General features: G+C 38.0%; 10 protein-coding genes. 3 read left to right on the top strand and 7 right to left on the bottom strand.

The features are described from left to right. The first annotated feature begins 5 nt into the window (after window positions 1-5). Window positions 6-2345: a beta-galactosidase gene (locus B045_RS0109490; protein WP_018464035.1), complete on the top strand. Its 2340-nt coding sequence runs from the start codon at window positions 6-8 to the stop codon at window positions 2343-2345. A gap of 114 nt (window positions 2346-2459) precedes the next feature. On the opposite strand, the gene B045_RS0109485 is transcribed toward B045_RS0109490, so the two are convergent. The 6 genes from B045_RS0109485 to B045_RS0109460 all read right to left on the bottom strand — a co-directional run bounded on the left by B045_RS0109485 (window position 2460) and on the right by B045_RS0109460 (window position 11356). Next, window positions 2460-5633 (bottom strand): glycoside hydrolase family 2, encoded by a 3174-nt coding sequence (locus B045_RS0109485; RefSeq protein WP_025884350.1) that lies wholly within the window; start codon window positions 5631-5633, stop codon window positions 2460-2462. A gap of 349 nt (window positions 5634-5982) precedes the next feature. Further along, the gene (locus B045_RS0109480) at window positions 5983-6312 is read right to left on the bottom strand and encodes a heavy-metal-associated domain-containing protein (RefSeq protein WP_025884353.1); all 330 of its coding nucleotides are present in this window, start codon (window positions 6310-6312) and stop codon (window positions 5983-5985) included. Between the two features lie 21 nt (window positions 6313-6333). Further along, window positions 6334-8337, bottom strand: a complete 2004-nt coding sequence (locus B045_RS0109475; RefSeq protein WP_018464032.1) for a TonB-dependent receptor plug domain-containing protein — start codon at window positions 8335-8337, stop codon at window positions 6334-6336. Window positions 8338-8425: 88 nt separating this feature from the next. After that, window positions 8426-8761, bottom strand: a complete 336-nt coding sequence (locus B045_RS0109470; RefSeq protein ID WP_154650142.1) for a hypothetical protein — start codon at window positions 8759-8761, stop codon at window positions 8426-8428. A gap of 202 nt (window positions 8762-8963) precedes the next feature. After that, a complete protein-coding gene (locus tag B045_RS0109465) occupies window positions 8964-10166 on the bottom strand; it encodes an alpha/beta hydrolase family protein (protein WP_018464030.1) in 1203 nt (400 codons plus the stop codon). A 602-nt stretch (window positions 10167-10768) separates the two neighbouring features. Next, a complete protein-coding gene (locus tag B045_RS0109460; RefSeq protein ID WP_018464029.1) occupies window positions 10769-11356 on the bottom strand; it encodes a hypothetical protein in 588 nt (195 codons plus the stop codon). Between the two features lie 775 nt (window positions 11357-12131). Between B045_RS0109460 and B045_RS0109450 the strand changes: the two genes are divergently transcribed. Together B045_RS0109450 and B045_RS14515 are read left to right on the top strand one after the other, a co-directional pair. Continuing rightward, complete coding sequence (locus tag B045_RS0109450) at window positions 12132-12851, top strand: DUF6088 family protein (protein ID WP_018464028.1); 720 nt, start codon at window positions 12132-12134, stop codon at window positions 12849-12851. A 127-nt stretch (window positions 12852-12978) separates the two neighbouring features. Further along, on the top strand, window positions 12979-13821 hold the full coding sequence (locus B045_RS14515; RefSeq protein ID WP_018464027.1) for a nucleotidyl transferase AbiEii/AbiGii toxin family protein: 843 nt from the start codon (window positions 12979-12981) through the stop codon (window positions 13819-13821). A 794-nt stretch (window positions 13822-14615) separates the two neighbouring features. On the opposite strand, the gene B045_RS15670 is transcribed toward B045_RS14515, so the two are convergent. Beyond that, complete coding sequence (locus B045_RS15670) at window positions 14616-14723, bottom strand: DUF6486 family protein (RefSeq protein WP_238312169.1); 108 nt, start codon at window positions 14721-14723, stop codon at window positions 14616-14618. Between the last annotated feature and the right edge of the window lie 138 nt (window positions 14724-14861).

The raw sequence follows: 14861 nt of genomic DNA, 5'->3' as shown, positions 1-14861 counted from the left end.
TTATAATGAAACTATCACGCAGCATCAAACTCATTACTGCCACCCTACTGTTATCTCTCTCTGTAACTACGATTAGTGCAAAGGGTGGTAACTTCACTGTAGGGAAAAACACATTTCTACTAAACGGGAAACCTTTTGTTGTTAAGGCAGCCGAAATTCACTATCCAAGAATACCACGTGCATATTGGGATAACAGAATTAAAATGTGCAAGTCTCTTGGCATGAACACTGTATGCATATACGTATTCTGGAACATTCACGAACAGCGTGAGGGACAATTCGACTTCACTGGCAACAACGATATAGCGGCCTTCTGTAAATTGGCTAAGAAAAACGGTATGTATGTCATCGTACGTCCCGGACCTTACGTATGTGCAGAATGGGAAATGGGAGGACTACCTTGGTGGCTGCTGAAGAAAAAAGATATAAGACTTCGTGAAGATGATCCTTATTTCATCGAACGAGTTAAATTGTTTGAGAAGAAAGTTGGCGAACAGCTCGCTCCATTAACTATTCAGAACGGCGGACCTATTATAATGGTTCAGGTTGAAAATGAATATGGTTCTTATGGTGAAAGCAAGCCTTACGTTTCTAAGATACGCGACATCGTTAAAAGTTCGGGATTTGACAAAGTTGCTTTGTTCCAGTGTGACTGGTCTAGTAACTTTGAGAAAAACGGACTTGATGACCTTGTATGGACAATGAATTTCGGAACAGGTGCCAATATCGACCAGCAGTTTAAGCGTCTTGGTGAACTACGCCCTGATGCTCCTAAAATGTGTTCTGAGTTCTGGAGTGGATGGTTTGACAAATGGGGTGCACGCCATGAGACACGTCCTGCAAAGGATATGGTTGAAGGCATTGACGAAATGTTGTCTAAAGGCATATCATTCTCACTTTATATGACTCACGGTGGTACTAGCTTCGGTCATTGGGCTGGCGCTAATAGTCCTGGATTTGCACCTGATGTAACATCTTATGATTACGATGCGCCGATAAGCGAATCAGGACTCACTACACCTAAGTTCTGGGAACTGCGTAACATGATGCAGAAATACAACGACGGAAAGAAACTTCCTGCTGTTCCTAAACCTATAACGCAGATTATCTCTATTCCAAAGATAAGACTGAACGAATTTTCACCACTTATAAACGGTTGCGATTCTTTCGTCAACACGGGCGATGACCTCACTATGGAGGCTGCTGACATGGGATGGGGTTCAATGGTATACACAAATACCCTACCTGCTATTGCAAACCCAAGTACACTTTATATAAATGATTGTCACGACTTTGCACAAGTATTTATCAACAATAAATATATTGGTAGTATTGACCGCGTGAAGAATGAGAAGAGCATCTCTTTACCAGCTGTAAACAAAGGCGACAAACTCACTATCGTTATTGAGGCTATGGGACGTATCAATTTCGGACGCGCAATAAAAGACTACAAGGGTATCACGAAGGATGTAACGATCGACACAAATAATGATAATCATCTTCTAACATATACTTTGAAGGGTTGGCAGACTGCTAAGATTGCAGACGACTGCAACACTGCAGAAAAAGCTTTGAATAAGATTAGTCAGCACGCCACAGACGATGTTATGGGTAATCGCGGATATTATCGCGGCTATTTCAATCTTAACAAGACTGGTGACACATTCATTAACATGGAGACATGGGGTAAAGGTCAGGTATATGTAAACGGACATGCCTTAGGAAGATTTTGGAGTATCGGTCCTCAGCAGACATTATACATGCCAGGATGCTGGTTGAAAAAGGGTAAAAACGAAATCATCGTTCTTGATGTAGTCGGTCCTAAGCAACCAGTTGTATGGGGACAGGATACGCCTGAACTTAACAAGTTGCAATTAGAGAAGACCAACAAGCATAATGCTCCTGGTGATCGTCCAGACCTTAATTCTGCCACTCCTGTCGCACAAGGCAGCATGAATGCAGGTAATGGTTGGCAGACAGTTAAGTTTGATACTCCAGTAAAGGGTCGCTATATTGCTATACAGTGCAATTCTACTCAAACAGGTGATGATGTATTGGCAATAGCAGAGTTATATGCTTTGGATGCTGATGGCAACCGCATATCACGTGAACCTTGGACTGTTAAGTATGCTGATAGCGAGAACGAGACAGGCAATCATCTTGGTGATAAAGCATTCGATTTACAGGAGTCTACATATTGGCAGACTGTAAAGGGTACTTCTCTCCCCCATCTATTGGTAATTGACTTGGGAAGTAAGCAGACTATCACCGGAATACAGCAACTCCCAAGAGCTGAAAAAGATGCTCCTGGAGCAATGAAACAATATAAGATATACGTTTATTAAATCCTATCAAAGATTGTATATATATAGTTAATCAACAATCAAAAAAATGCTAATGGCAACACCCTATATAGGATGTTGCCATTTTTTATGTTTAGTATTTACAAGTTTACCTTGTTATTTCAGCAATTGCAATGTATAGCTGAATTCTGTATTATCCGACCACACCATGTATTTATCCAAAGGACGAGGACCACATCCATTAGAGCCTACTCCCAATGTCTTTGTAGATAGCGTGAATACAGTAGCATTACTAGCAGGTAAATCTATCTTGTATTCCACATTCTGCATCTGTTCATCAGTGTAAGGCAAAGCAGAAACCTGCATCAAGTTACTATCTGATTTAAACATAACAGAAGGCATTCCGTTTCCGCTGAATCTAGACCAGCGTACTTCCTCATGATTTCCATGCTCCATAGGCTTTTCATATTCATACTGATTATTCACGTCTAGCGTATATATGCCCACGTCAGAGGCTGTCTTCCTATCTGCATAGTTCTCTATAGGACCACGACCGAAATAAGTCATCTGGTCAAACTTCTTATCAAATTCATAGCGCACTCCTATTCTTGCCAGATTAATACGCAAGCCAGTAAACTGAATCTTATTGTCTACCTTCACATCGCCATCGCCATTAATAAGATAGGTAGCAGTGTGATAAGCTCCAAAGCCCTGTTTGCCTTCAGCCTTAACAGTCGAAACAATCTTAACTGAGTATTTATCAACTGGCACAACTTTCATGTCAACCAATGAATATTTAAGACTGTCCACGCCAAATCTGTTCCATTGACCGTATGCCCACATATCATCATCTCTGTGAGCAGCGCGCCATAGATGAAGTTTTGGTGAACCATCTTTAGCTAAGATGTTTGTTCCATTTTTCTCTATTTTACTTAGTAATCCACTCTTCTTGTCAAAAGATAGTTCAAATCCAGTTCCTTTCACATCTACAGAATTTGGATTCTGACTCACCTTAATTGGCATCTTTGAATTGCTTTCAAATACAGGAGGCGTATTCATTGGAAGTTTGAATTGTTCTGATGCAATCTCAAATCCCTTGTCTGCCCATATTGTTGCATCCTTCAGTTTGTATGAAACTCGCAGGAAATATTCTGCATTAGGATTTATATTTTCCAATTTATATGGCACTCTCACATAGGCTTCTCTTCTAGCATCGATATGTGGCAATTGTAATATTCCATTATCTATTACCTTTCCATTTTCAGATAAGCTCCATGTAGCTTCCACTCCATCAAGAGAAATAAACTGATATTTATTTCTTATCCTTATCATACCAGATGTAGGCTCCAAGAAATCAGTACTGATCCATTGATATGCCTTTTTCATTTCTGGATAATGTGGCTTCACGTGAGTTCCCTCTGTTGCACGGTCGTAAGAAACGACTCCCTTATGTATAAAGTAATGGTCGTTAGGGAATTCTCCAAAACCACCTCCATAAGCTAATATTGGATGGTTAGGGTCTCTCTTGTTCCATAAAGCTTGATCCTGATATTCCCATATTGCACCTCCTACAATCTCAGGGTTATTATCAAATACTTCAGAGTATTCAGCAAGCGAACCCATTGAGTTAAACATTGCATGTGCATATTCGCATATATAGAATGGTTTTGTGAGACTCTTGTCTTTAGCAATTCTTGCGAAATCTTCAGGCGTACCATACATTCTTCCGTCTACATCAGCAGGATTATTAGGTCCCATTCCAAATCTCTCGTAGTGTACAAATCTTGTTGGATCAATTTCTTTCACCTTCTTCATTGCTGCGACAAAGTTAGAACCTACTCCTCCACATTCGTTTCCTAGTGACCACATGATCACTGATGGATGGTTTTTAAAGTTCTCCACATTTGCTACATTACGATCAATGATTGCTGATTTCATTGTAGGCTCTTCATCAAAACGATGATCATATCCATGACATTCACAGTTAGCTTCAGCAACGAGCCATATTCCCCATTCATCACATAGTTCATACCATCGTGGATCATCAGAGTAATGACAAGTACGCACATGATTACAGTTACCCTGCTTTATCACCTGCAAGTCTCTTATCATCTGCTCTTCTGTTATAGCATGTCCCACGTCTGACCAATGTTCATGGCGGTTCACACCTTTCAACTTTATAGGAACACCATTTACGGTCATTATTCGTCCCTTTATCTCCACTTTTCTGAATCCAACTTTCGACGATATTATTTCGCCTTCAGTATCTGTTAAAACAAGTGTATATAGGGTTGGAGTTTCAGCAGTCCACTTATCAGGGTTTTCCACGTTCAACTTCATATCAAGCTGCTCTTCCTGTTTTGCCCCAAGTTCTTTTCCGGCAACGTTTCCTTTGGCTATTTCTTTTCCTGTGTTGTCATACAGTGTAGCTGTGAGCATTTGCTTCTTCCCACTCTTTTCACCATAGTTCTTAATTTTAGCCATCACATCAAGAGTAGCATTTTTATACTCCTTATCTAAATCTGTCTTCACAAAGAAGTCGCGTATATGCTGTTGCGGTGCACTCCAAAGAGAAACATTTCTAAAGATGCCATGCAGACGCCACATATCCTGATCCTCAAGCCAAGTACCAGAACTGTATTGATATACTTCTACTGCCATCATATTCTTTCCTGGCTTCACGTATTTCGTAAGGTCAAACTCAGCTGCATTTCTGCTATTCACGCTATAGCCTACCTTCTTGCCGTTCACCCAGATAAAGAAAGCGCAATCCACTCCGTCAAAGGTTACGAATATGCGTCTTCCTGTCCAATTAGCAGGAACTTCAAAGTCACGCCTATAGCTTCCTACAGGATTACGTTCTTTATAAGCCGTGAAATATTTCTCAGGTTCACTCATCACGTGAGGGAAATCCCTCTTAATGGTATATCCATTGTTTCTGTAAAAAGGTGTTCCATATCCCTGTACTTCCCAGTTTGAAGGAACAGGAATATCTTTCCATGAAGATACATCGTAATCCTCCTTATAAAAGTCTACAGGACGTTTCTCTGGACTTGGCACCCAATTAAATTTCCATAATCCATTAAGGTTACGGTAAAAAGATGAAGCATGGCGCTTTGCAACCAGCGCCTCTTGCAAATTAGCATAAGGCATCAACGTTGCGTGATAAGGCTCCTTGTTTATGCCCAAGCACTGTGGATCTTCGATTTCTGCAGGATAGTCCACTCCTGGCTTTAGTTCTGGTGGATTACCTGCGTGAACTTCACTTGCAAGCAATCCATTCATTGCGACTAAAGATAGAATCGCAATTCTGATTTTAGATTTAATCATGATTTATTAATAATTTTCATTAACTAGATTACACATTTTACAACCTATTTGCGGCATTTTATGTATGTCGTGGCCTTATTTGATTATTGCAAGATATTATATAATATATTCTCTTTTCAAAAAGAACATTTCTTAGCGGCAGTAAAAGTATATCAATTATTTAACACTTACAATATTGAAGTATATAAATATTATTAATTTTATCAAACAAACTGTCATTATTAATACATCATATATAGCTTTCATGGTTATCATTAAATTGTATAAATCAAATAAAGGATGGCTTATCATCTGATATTTGTTTAATATCAGCAAAGCCATCCTTTATTATTTGAGTAAGAAATTACAATTACATGTTGTCACATACTTCTTTCTCGTTCTTTTTCACCTTCTCTCCCTTTTCTACCAAACGAGCAGAATAACCAATCTTCGTAAATCCCTTTATCAGTTTATCAGAATTGGTTTTGTCTGCATCATATTGAATAGTAACCGTCTGATCAGGAATACTGGTATCAATTTTCTTCACACCCTTTTCAAAACGCATGTTCATTTTAATTTTGTTTTCACAGTTTATGCAATGCATTTGAGGTGTTGTTGTGAAAACTAATGTTTTGATGTCTTTTGCAAGGCCTACTACTGAGATAAGCATCATTGCAGATAATAAAATATACTTCTTCATTTTTTTAAATTTTTATATGGTTTATAATCTTCCTATATTAACTCTAATTCCTACGTAGCCAACAGCTCCATGAGATGGTCCCCACACCATTGTCGGGTCGAAAGTTTTACTCCATGGATCCTCTGCATTGATAATCGTTTGCTTTTGTTTAAAGCCTGTAAGATTTTCACCACCAATATATACAGAGAAGTGGCGATACCAACGTGTTACTTGTGCAGATAGTTGTTCATAAGGATGGAAACGTTCAGCCCATGACATCGTGCCATCAGTTTGCTTATACGGAGTAGGCATACGTCCACCACCATTCAACTGCAATGTAGCGTCAAACTGCCATTTACCAAGCGGTGTCTTATAGCTTGCTGTGATCAGTCCCTTATATTTACTGGTAAGCGGTTTTTCCATCAACTGCCCATTATAAGTAGTCTTCACGTCGTTAATTCTATACGCAGCTGTCAATTCCATACCTGTGAATATTGGATAACTGGCATCCACTTGAAATGTATTTGAATAAGACTTTCCCGAAAGATTCTCTATCCTTATTTGCGTAGGATCACTATCATAATCTATCACAGCCTGATTACCGAAACGAGTATAATAATATTCTGCATTAAGTTTTAGAGTCTTTCCCAGCAAAGGAATATTAAAGGCACTGCTTGCACTATAATTCCATGCGCTTTCTTGTCCCAAATCTCCAATCACGAGTTGCCGTCCACTACTAAGCAGATAATTATTCTCTGCCAAAGCATGAACAGTTCTGTATCCTTTTCCAGCTGATAAGCGGAAGCTGAATATTTCATTTGGAGCAAATCTCACATGAAAACGTGGCGTGATAAACGTTCCAAACATACTACTATGATCAGCACGAATACCTGCCATTGCTACTATTTTATCTGATAGCGTATAGGTGTATTGTGCATATATTCCGGGAGTTGTCTCCTTTTCGTTATGCGCATCCAATCCAGCATTAGCAATGCTTTGTCCAAAATAGTCGTGATTTATCGACATACCTAATGAAAGGTTGTGGCTAGACGTGAAATTCGTCTCAAACATCATCTGAGCATAGGCATTCTTTTCATTCACGTTATATTGCTTATCACCATACAATGCATCACTCTGATGCATAGAAACATTAGCCATCACAGCGATGTTTGTTCCATGAGTCTTGTCCAGAATAAACGCATTTTTGATATATCCCTCATATCGATTATTTTTAATATCGATATTATATAGACGGCCAGTGTTCATAATCGAATGATTTGTTTGTCCACCTTCTCGTTCCTCGTTTATAATGCCAACACCAGCATGAAAAATATCTTTATCACTCTTTATAACCCACCTGTTCTGAATATTCCATTGCTTCACATTAGGATTATCAAGAAAGCCATCATGATTATCATCGTGGTGTCCGTAGTCTTTCTGCTGATGCACCAACAATTCAGTACTGACCTTCTTGTTTACGTGTATATTCGCATCAGCATTAACCTCTTGACGACTCAAAGTATTTCCATACAGATTTAAAGTGAGTCCCTCTTCAGCCTCTGGCTTCAAATATTCCACATCAATCTGTCCCGTTATACCTTCATATCCGTTTTTCACCGATGACAGTCCTTTTGACACCTGTATACTGTTTATCCATGTTCCGGGCACATAATCCAAAGAATATGGAAGTGCTGCCCCACGGAAGTTAGGCATATTTTCAGTCATCATCTGCACGTATGTACCACTAAGTCCCAACAACTTTATTTGTTTGGCTCCAGTAGCAGCATCCGAATAATTCACGTCAACAGAAGGATTTGTAGTAAAACTCTCCCCTAGATTACAGCATGCAGCCTTAAAAAGTTCTTCCTTATTTACTTTCAAACTGTTTATTGCCCCGCTCATCCTACTTGTTCCAGGACGACGTGCTGTTATCGTTACATCATGTAGATGATGAAGTTTTATTGTATCTGCTTGCACAGAATCATTGGCATTCGCAAATGCGGGTAGCCCAAGCATTATAGCAATGCCTGTAAATATATATTTCATTTTATGATTGATTTTAATATTATACCATGAGTTTAGTGAAACTCCCCCTAAAGGCAATCCCACAATAAAAAAACGGATAACATTAAAATCAAATGCGCAAGACTCTAATTAAGCTCAGATACTCTCGAGGTGGGCCACCTCTTACCAAATCGAATATCCGAACTATAGGTTTGATTTGAATACTAAATAACCATTCAGCAACAACGCTTGGAATAATGGCGATAAGTGGTTGAACTGCATTAAAATCATATACAATGCTATGAGCAGCATTCGAAGGCGACAAATGCACATGTTCAACGCTCATACAATCAGAAGTTGGAGAACATCCCATATTGGATTTATCCATACATGTTACAGCCCTCACGTCACCACTATGCATACAGCGCACTACATTAAAGCCCGGTCCCATTAAGAGAACGGTCATCGACAGTATCACTGACATCAATATGTGGATATACTTCTTCATTTTAGTTGCAAATATACTGTATTTTTTGCGAAACTGAAATACCATATAATAGGTATTTTCATTATTTGGTGCAAAAACAAAAAAAGAGAATATGCTATTTACATATTCTCTTTTGTATACTTTCTGCCAATATTCCTATTAAGTTTTATTACAAACCTGATTATTCTGGATAATACTTAAATTGATCATCCATCCAATCAAACATTACCTGATGGAATAGTTCATGATTTCCTTCTTGGCAATGTTCTTCAGCTCCATCTTCTCTTGTAAATCTATATACAGTCTTTGGTGATTTTATGGAGTCTGTCAATTGTTGTAACTGGTCTTCTGACACAAAGTGATCAGCTTCACCGATTGTAAGCAATACAGGACATTTAATTTTATCAGCAACACCACGCAGAGTATATTTTTTCATCTCCTCAAACACCTCATAGCGATGTTTTAATCCCATCACCCATATACCGTTATTGAGCAACCATCTTAGGCTAGGATTCTTTTCTTCAGCCATAGCTAGCAATGCTTCTTTCTTTTCGTTAGGCAATGTTTCAAGCACTTTTAACTGTGGGTTCTGATTTAGTGTAGACTCGTATGTATCATAAAACACATTGAAAGTAACAACAGCCTTTATTCTTTCGTCAAATGCAGCTGCTCTTGGAGCAAAATATCCACCAAGGCTCATACCAAAGAGAGCCACAGCATCCTTATCAACATCTGCACGTTTTGAAATAAAGTCAGCAGCTGCTCCTACAGGAACTTCTGTGTCGTGGCGCATAATGAGATTTTGAGTGCGTAAAGCCTGTCCTTGACCAGGAAGTTCAAATATCAGACAATTATATCCTCTATCTATTGCTGGAGCGGCAGCGCAGAAGTAAAGTTCCTGCAATGTTGAGTCATATCCGCCAATAGCCATCAATGTTGGTTTTGGTGTCTTTGGATCATAGTCATGCGAACCAAAGAAATACCCTTTCAGATAAGTATCCTGATAAGGAATTTCCACTATTTCATAATATGTTTTAAATAACTTCATTGCTTTTTCAAAAGTAGCCACACTCTTTTCAAAGTTCAGCATTCGTCTTGGGTCTGTTCCATCAAGAAAGAACTCTGCTGTACGATAATAATTATGGGCTCTTAAAAAAGCTTCTTTAGCACTAGTTTTATGCTTTCCTTCCAAACACTTCTCGGCTCTTAATGCCGTCTTATCTGCTGTTTTTGAAAACTCCTCATACCAACTATTAAAGTCACCTTCTTTTATGCGTGCTGCGGTAGCCAATGCTTCACCAATACTGGCGCCATGATAGCGCGAATAACTTACTGCTCTCAATAACTCGAATGAGAATGCCTGATCATTAAAATATAGTTTCATAGCGTTCCTAATTTTTAAAATTACTATTTAATGTTATTCTGAATAAGTTCTAAGAACTCTGTATCTGCAAATTAAATGCATAATTTCGACATATCAATATTTCATTAACTTAATTTACAAATGATGAAACATTAGGAACATCAAATAATACAAATAGAACATCATGCTTAGATTAAGCCTCCAAAATCATGTCAATTATAGTTCTATCATACAAAAGGTCCCGAAAGGATTTACATCACTTTCGGGACCTCTACATATATTGTATAATGTCTTTATCCTTTTATATTGCGTATTCGATCGTAATTGCGTCGTGTCAGCAACTTCTGACTGATAAAGGTAACGATGGTTCCTGTAATAAGTGTTGCGATTACAGTGCCCTCTTATTTTAAAGGAAAATATAACAATATTAATACTATTATATTCACTACTGTCAGGAGAAAAAAAATATCACCGCTCTGTAATTAGTTAATTTTCAGTTGCTTATGATGAAATGTATATTTTTCGATAAGGATTAGATTACGAATCTACAATGATATACAAAATAATCCGATAACTCAATAAGCTATCGGATTATTTTTATTTATAGATTTATTCAATCGTTATTAACCTATTTCTGGGTGTTCTTCCAAATACATATCCCGTAAACGTAATCCTAAGACAAAGCAAAGATCATTTACTGTAATATCGTATTTGTCACCATTTGGCAGTGTCCATGTCGGCTCATTGTACACATAATTCTTCAAAGAATTAAATGCGATCGTTGGGACGAGTGAAACACAAGCTGCATTTGACAACTGTTCAACATCCAGTGCAACTAATGGCTTGTTGTCTGTTATATATTTAAATAAAACATCTTTATTTGTCGTCAAAAAGGTTTCGCCATCAATGGCATCAAACAACTTCTTGCCTGTTTCATTCAATTTACGTGGACTTGCTTTCATTGAAAAAACAGTTAATGCTTTTGGATATTTCTCAACTAAAATGGTTTTGATTTTAGTTAAATCATCATGATGTGAAGTACATGGAAAGCTACCGAGGTTGTTTTTTAATTCCACTGTAGTTCTCTCAATATTATCAATTCTTTGGGATGTCTTTCCCATTTTAAAAATCTTGGAAAAGATAAACCATACACCACCGAGAATTGTAGCTATTATTGTTAAGATAGTTCCTATAATGCTTAATATACTCATATAGTTCTAAATTTGAACTCAGTGCAAATGTACAAATTTAATCCGACAAATCAATCAAATAAAGCTATATTTTAAGAAATTATTCACTTCACACACATATAAACCAAAATAAGTTGTTAATACACTTGCAAAAATCTGATTTACCCAAATATTTTCTCACAGATTCCCCCACCTACCTGTCTTTCCTCTGCGTCATCTGTGCTATCTGCGAGAGAATAACACGCAAACTTACTCAATCTATTGCACAAACGAAACCCCAGTGTCTCCCGCAGATCTCGCAGATTTACGCAGACGAACCCCAAAAACTACAATAACTACAAACTGTCTTTCTCTGCGAAATAATGCAGCTTGCTGCATTCCTCTGCGTGATCTGCGCTATCTGCGGGAGAATACACGCAAGAGTACTCAATCAATCGGCACAAATGAAAACCCTGTGTCTCACGCTAATCTCGCAGATTTACGTAGACAAAACCCAAAGTGGGGCTAATGAATCTACTAAAGCAAATGACGCAGAGAAAGACATTTGTGTAAGCTTATGCTGCTCATTTCTGGAAAACATAGCAACAGCACCATCGAAAGAACACTATAGAATGAAATTAACAATGCTTTACCACCAACAATAGGTATCGTATAGTTTGCATTTATTAAAGATATAATATCACAAGAAAAGGTAGGCTAATGTTAATTTAATATTTACTTTTATTAAATAAGTCATGTTTTTTGCGCAAATAACTAGACTTTTACTTATATTTGCAACCAATAAAGACTGTTAGAAATGATTATTGGTGAAAATATTAAGAAGAAGTTAAGTGAAACTCCAGAAGGAGTTGTACTAACAATCAGTGACTTCAACATAGCTCCCGAATATCAAGCGGCTTTGGTGAAAGCACTTAATCGTCTTGTATCTCAAGGTTCTCTTAATAAAATTTCTAAGGGTAAATATTATAAGCCCCGTAAATCTATATTTGGCTCGTTGAAACCTTCTCCTGAAGAAATTACCAAAGACTTTCTTGAAAAGAATGGTAAATTAATTGGCTACATTACTGGTAATAGTGCTTTCGCATCAATAGGATTGACAACTCAAATTACATCTTCCATAGTAATTGGCACTAACGACTATCGCCATCCATTAATGCGCGGAGACTATAAGGTTTCCTTTCTATTGCAACGTAATCCAATAACTACAGAGAATATCCCACTTCTAAGAATCCTTGATGCAATAAAACTGATAAAGAATATTCCAGCTTCTAGTCCAGATACAATAATATCTCAACTAGGGAAGTTGATAAAATCACTTAGCAAGAAACAACAAGAAGAACTATTAGTCTTGGCGGAAGGCTATACTTCCTATGTCAGGGCTTTGCTAGGAGCTATCATGGAACATAATAAAATAAGTACTGGAAAACTAAAGAGTGGTTTAAATGGAACTACGATCCATAAAATATCCATTTCAAGTGAATCATTACCTAATAAACAAAACTGGAATATCGTATGAAACTACACGAAAATAGGCAACTTTTTTCTGATGCAATTAATGCTGCATCGCAACCAATTAACGAAGGGGGCTTGGGATCAAAAGTATTTTCATAGAAAAAGACTACTGGATTTGTCGTTCACTACAAATGATGTCAAAAGGTGATTCTGATCACAAAGCAGTTTTTAAAGGTGGAACCAGTCTTTCAAAAGCATATGGTATCGGATCACGTTTTTCTGAAGATATTGATGTGGCAATTGCAGATGCTTGGACATTAAGCGGTAATCAGCTGAAAAAACTAATACGACAAACTGCCAAAAATATGACAGAAGGACTTGACGAAATTAGTATTCCAGGAATAACTAGCAAAGGATCACATTATCATAAAGCCTTTTACGCATATCCACGCACAATAGAAACAGTTCAGGTTGGAGCAATTAAAGCAGGACAAATATTAGTTGAGATAAATTCTTTTGCCAATCCATCCCCAACACAAGAAAGAATTATTCAGAGTTTTCTTACAGACTTCCTAAACAAGACAAATAATGAAAATCTCATTGAAGAGTATGAGATGCAACCATTTACCGTAACCGTTCTTGACAAACGTAGAACCCTTACCGAAAAACTTGTGTCATTATTACGATGCTCTTTGGCTAAAGACCCTGTGCCACAACTCAATGCCAAAATTCGCCACTTCTATGATTTATTTTTCCTTTATCAAGACACAACGGTTAATGACTATATTCATAGTGAAATATTCCATTCTGATTTGGAATGTCTTTTCAAACATGACCAGCAAGAGTTCAAAAACCCAAATGGTTGGCAGGATAGAACTATGCAAGATTCGCCATTACTCACAGATTTTCATATAATATGGGCCGAATTGCAGTCGCTCTACTTGAGGGAATTACCAGATTTGGCTTATCAGCAGATACCATCTGTTGAAGAAATAGAAAGTAGTATAAAATCTATACTTACTTTAATAAAGTAATATCATCAAATATACAGAGATTGAATAAGGAGAGAATATCCACGCAGAAGTACTCAATCAATCGGCACAGATGAAACCCCAGTGTTCTCACGCAGATCTCGCTGATTTACGCAGACAAACTCCAAAACCACAACAATATCCCCAACTGTCTTTCTCTGCGAAATAATGCAGCCTGCTGCATTCCTCTGCGTCATCTGAGCTATCTGCGGGAGAATACACATCCAAACTTACTCAATCTATATTGTACACATAACCCCCAATGTCTCCCGCAGATCTCGCAGATTATCGCAGACAAAACACAAAACAACAGAACCACATTAATCTCACTAATCTGTCTTTCTCTGCGAAATAATGCAGCTTGCTGCATTCCTCTGCGTCATCTGCGTTATCTGCGAGAGAATAACACGCAAACTTACTCAATCTATTGCACAAACGAAACCCCAGTGTCTCCCGCAGATCTCGCAGATTTACGCAGACGAACCCCAAAAACTACAATAACTACAAACTGTCTTTCTCTGCGAAATAATGCAGCTTGCTGCATTCCTCTCTGCGCTATCTGCGTAATCTGCGAGAGAATACACATAAGCGTACTCAATCAATCCGCGAGAAAGCAAACAACACATTATCAGCGAGACCCACATAAACGATGAAGAGGGATGCGCATTAGCGCATCCCTCTCCTGTTATCCTGCAATCCATACCGTGCAGCTAAGTAGCGCTGTGAGCGCTGCGATTAACCATATTAAGTTGGTTATAATTTTAATTAAGTCGTTGAAATCGTGATAGCTCATTCGGCTATTCCTGTGTTTCATTCTGTTGCGTTCCGAGCAACCCTAGAAGACTTGAAGCGATAGCGATTACTATCTTAATGATCCATGAAATATTTACTTTGTTCTTTTCCATTTTGTTCTGTTTTTAATTCGTTGTTTTTGTGTGTTAAAACAAATCCCCTCTGCTGCGCATCAGAGGGGAACGATGTTTAAGGCTTTACTACTCCGCCGTTTGGATCACCTGCAGCTGATGCAGTTTTGATTTTGTTGT

Source organism: Segatella paludivivens DSM 17968 = JCM 13650, assembly GCF_000373185.1.
In the GTDB taxonomy this organism is placed as follows: Bacteria; Bacteroidota; Bacteroidia; order Bacteroidales; family Bacteroidaceae; genus Prevotella; species Prevotella paludivivens.
Note: the sequence above shows the minus strand (reverse complement) of the source record. Positions and strands in the feature narration are given on the sequence as shown.

Excerpts from the sequence above, each read along its gene's own strand:
- B045_RS0109485 (WP_025884350.1), bottom strand. The coding sequence starts at position 5,633 with ATGATTAAATCTAAAATCAGAATTGCGATTCTATCTTTAGTCGCAATG.
- B045_RS0109460 (WP_018464029.1), bottom strand. The coding sequence starts at position 11,356 with ATGAGTATATTAAGCATTATAGGAACTATCTTAACAATAATAGCTACA.
- B045_RS0109490 (WP_018464035.1), top strand. The coding sequence starts at position 6 with ATGAAACTATCACGCAGCATCAAACTCATTACTGCCACCCTACTGTTA.
- B045_RS0109475 (WP_018464032.1), bottom strand. The coding sequence starts at position 8,337 with ATGAAATATATATTTACAGGCATTGCTATAATGCTTGGGCTACCCGCA.
- B045_RS15670 (WP_238312169.1), bottom strand. The coding sequence starts at position 14,723 with ATGGAAAAGAACAAAGTAAATATTTCATGGATCATTAAGATAGTAATC.
- B045_RS14515 (WP_018464027.1), top strand. The coding sequence starts at position 12,979 with ATGATGTCAAAAGGTGATTCTGATCACAAAGCAGTTTTTAAAGGTGGA.
- B045_RS0109465 (WP_018464030.1), bottom strand. The coding sequence starts at position 10,166 with ATGAAACTATATTTTAATGATCAGGCATTCTCATTCGAGTTATTGAGA.
- B045_RS0109480 (WP_025884353.1), bottom strand. The coding sequence starts at position 6,312 with ATGAAGAAGTATATTTTATTATCTGCAATGATGCTTATCTCAGTAGTA.
- B045_RS0109470 (WP_154650142.1), bottom strand. The coding sequence starts at position 8,761 with ATGACCGTTCTCTTAATGGGACCGGGCTTTAATGTAGTGCGCTGTATG.
- B045_RS0109450 (WP_018464028.1), top strand. The coding sequence starts at position 12,132 with ATGATTATTGGTGAAAATATTAAGAAGAAGTTAAGTGAAACTCCAGAA.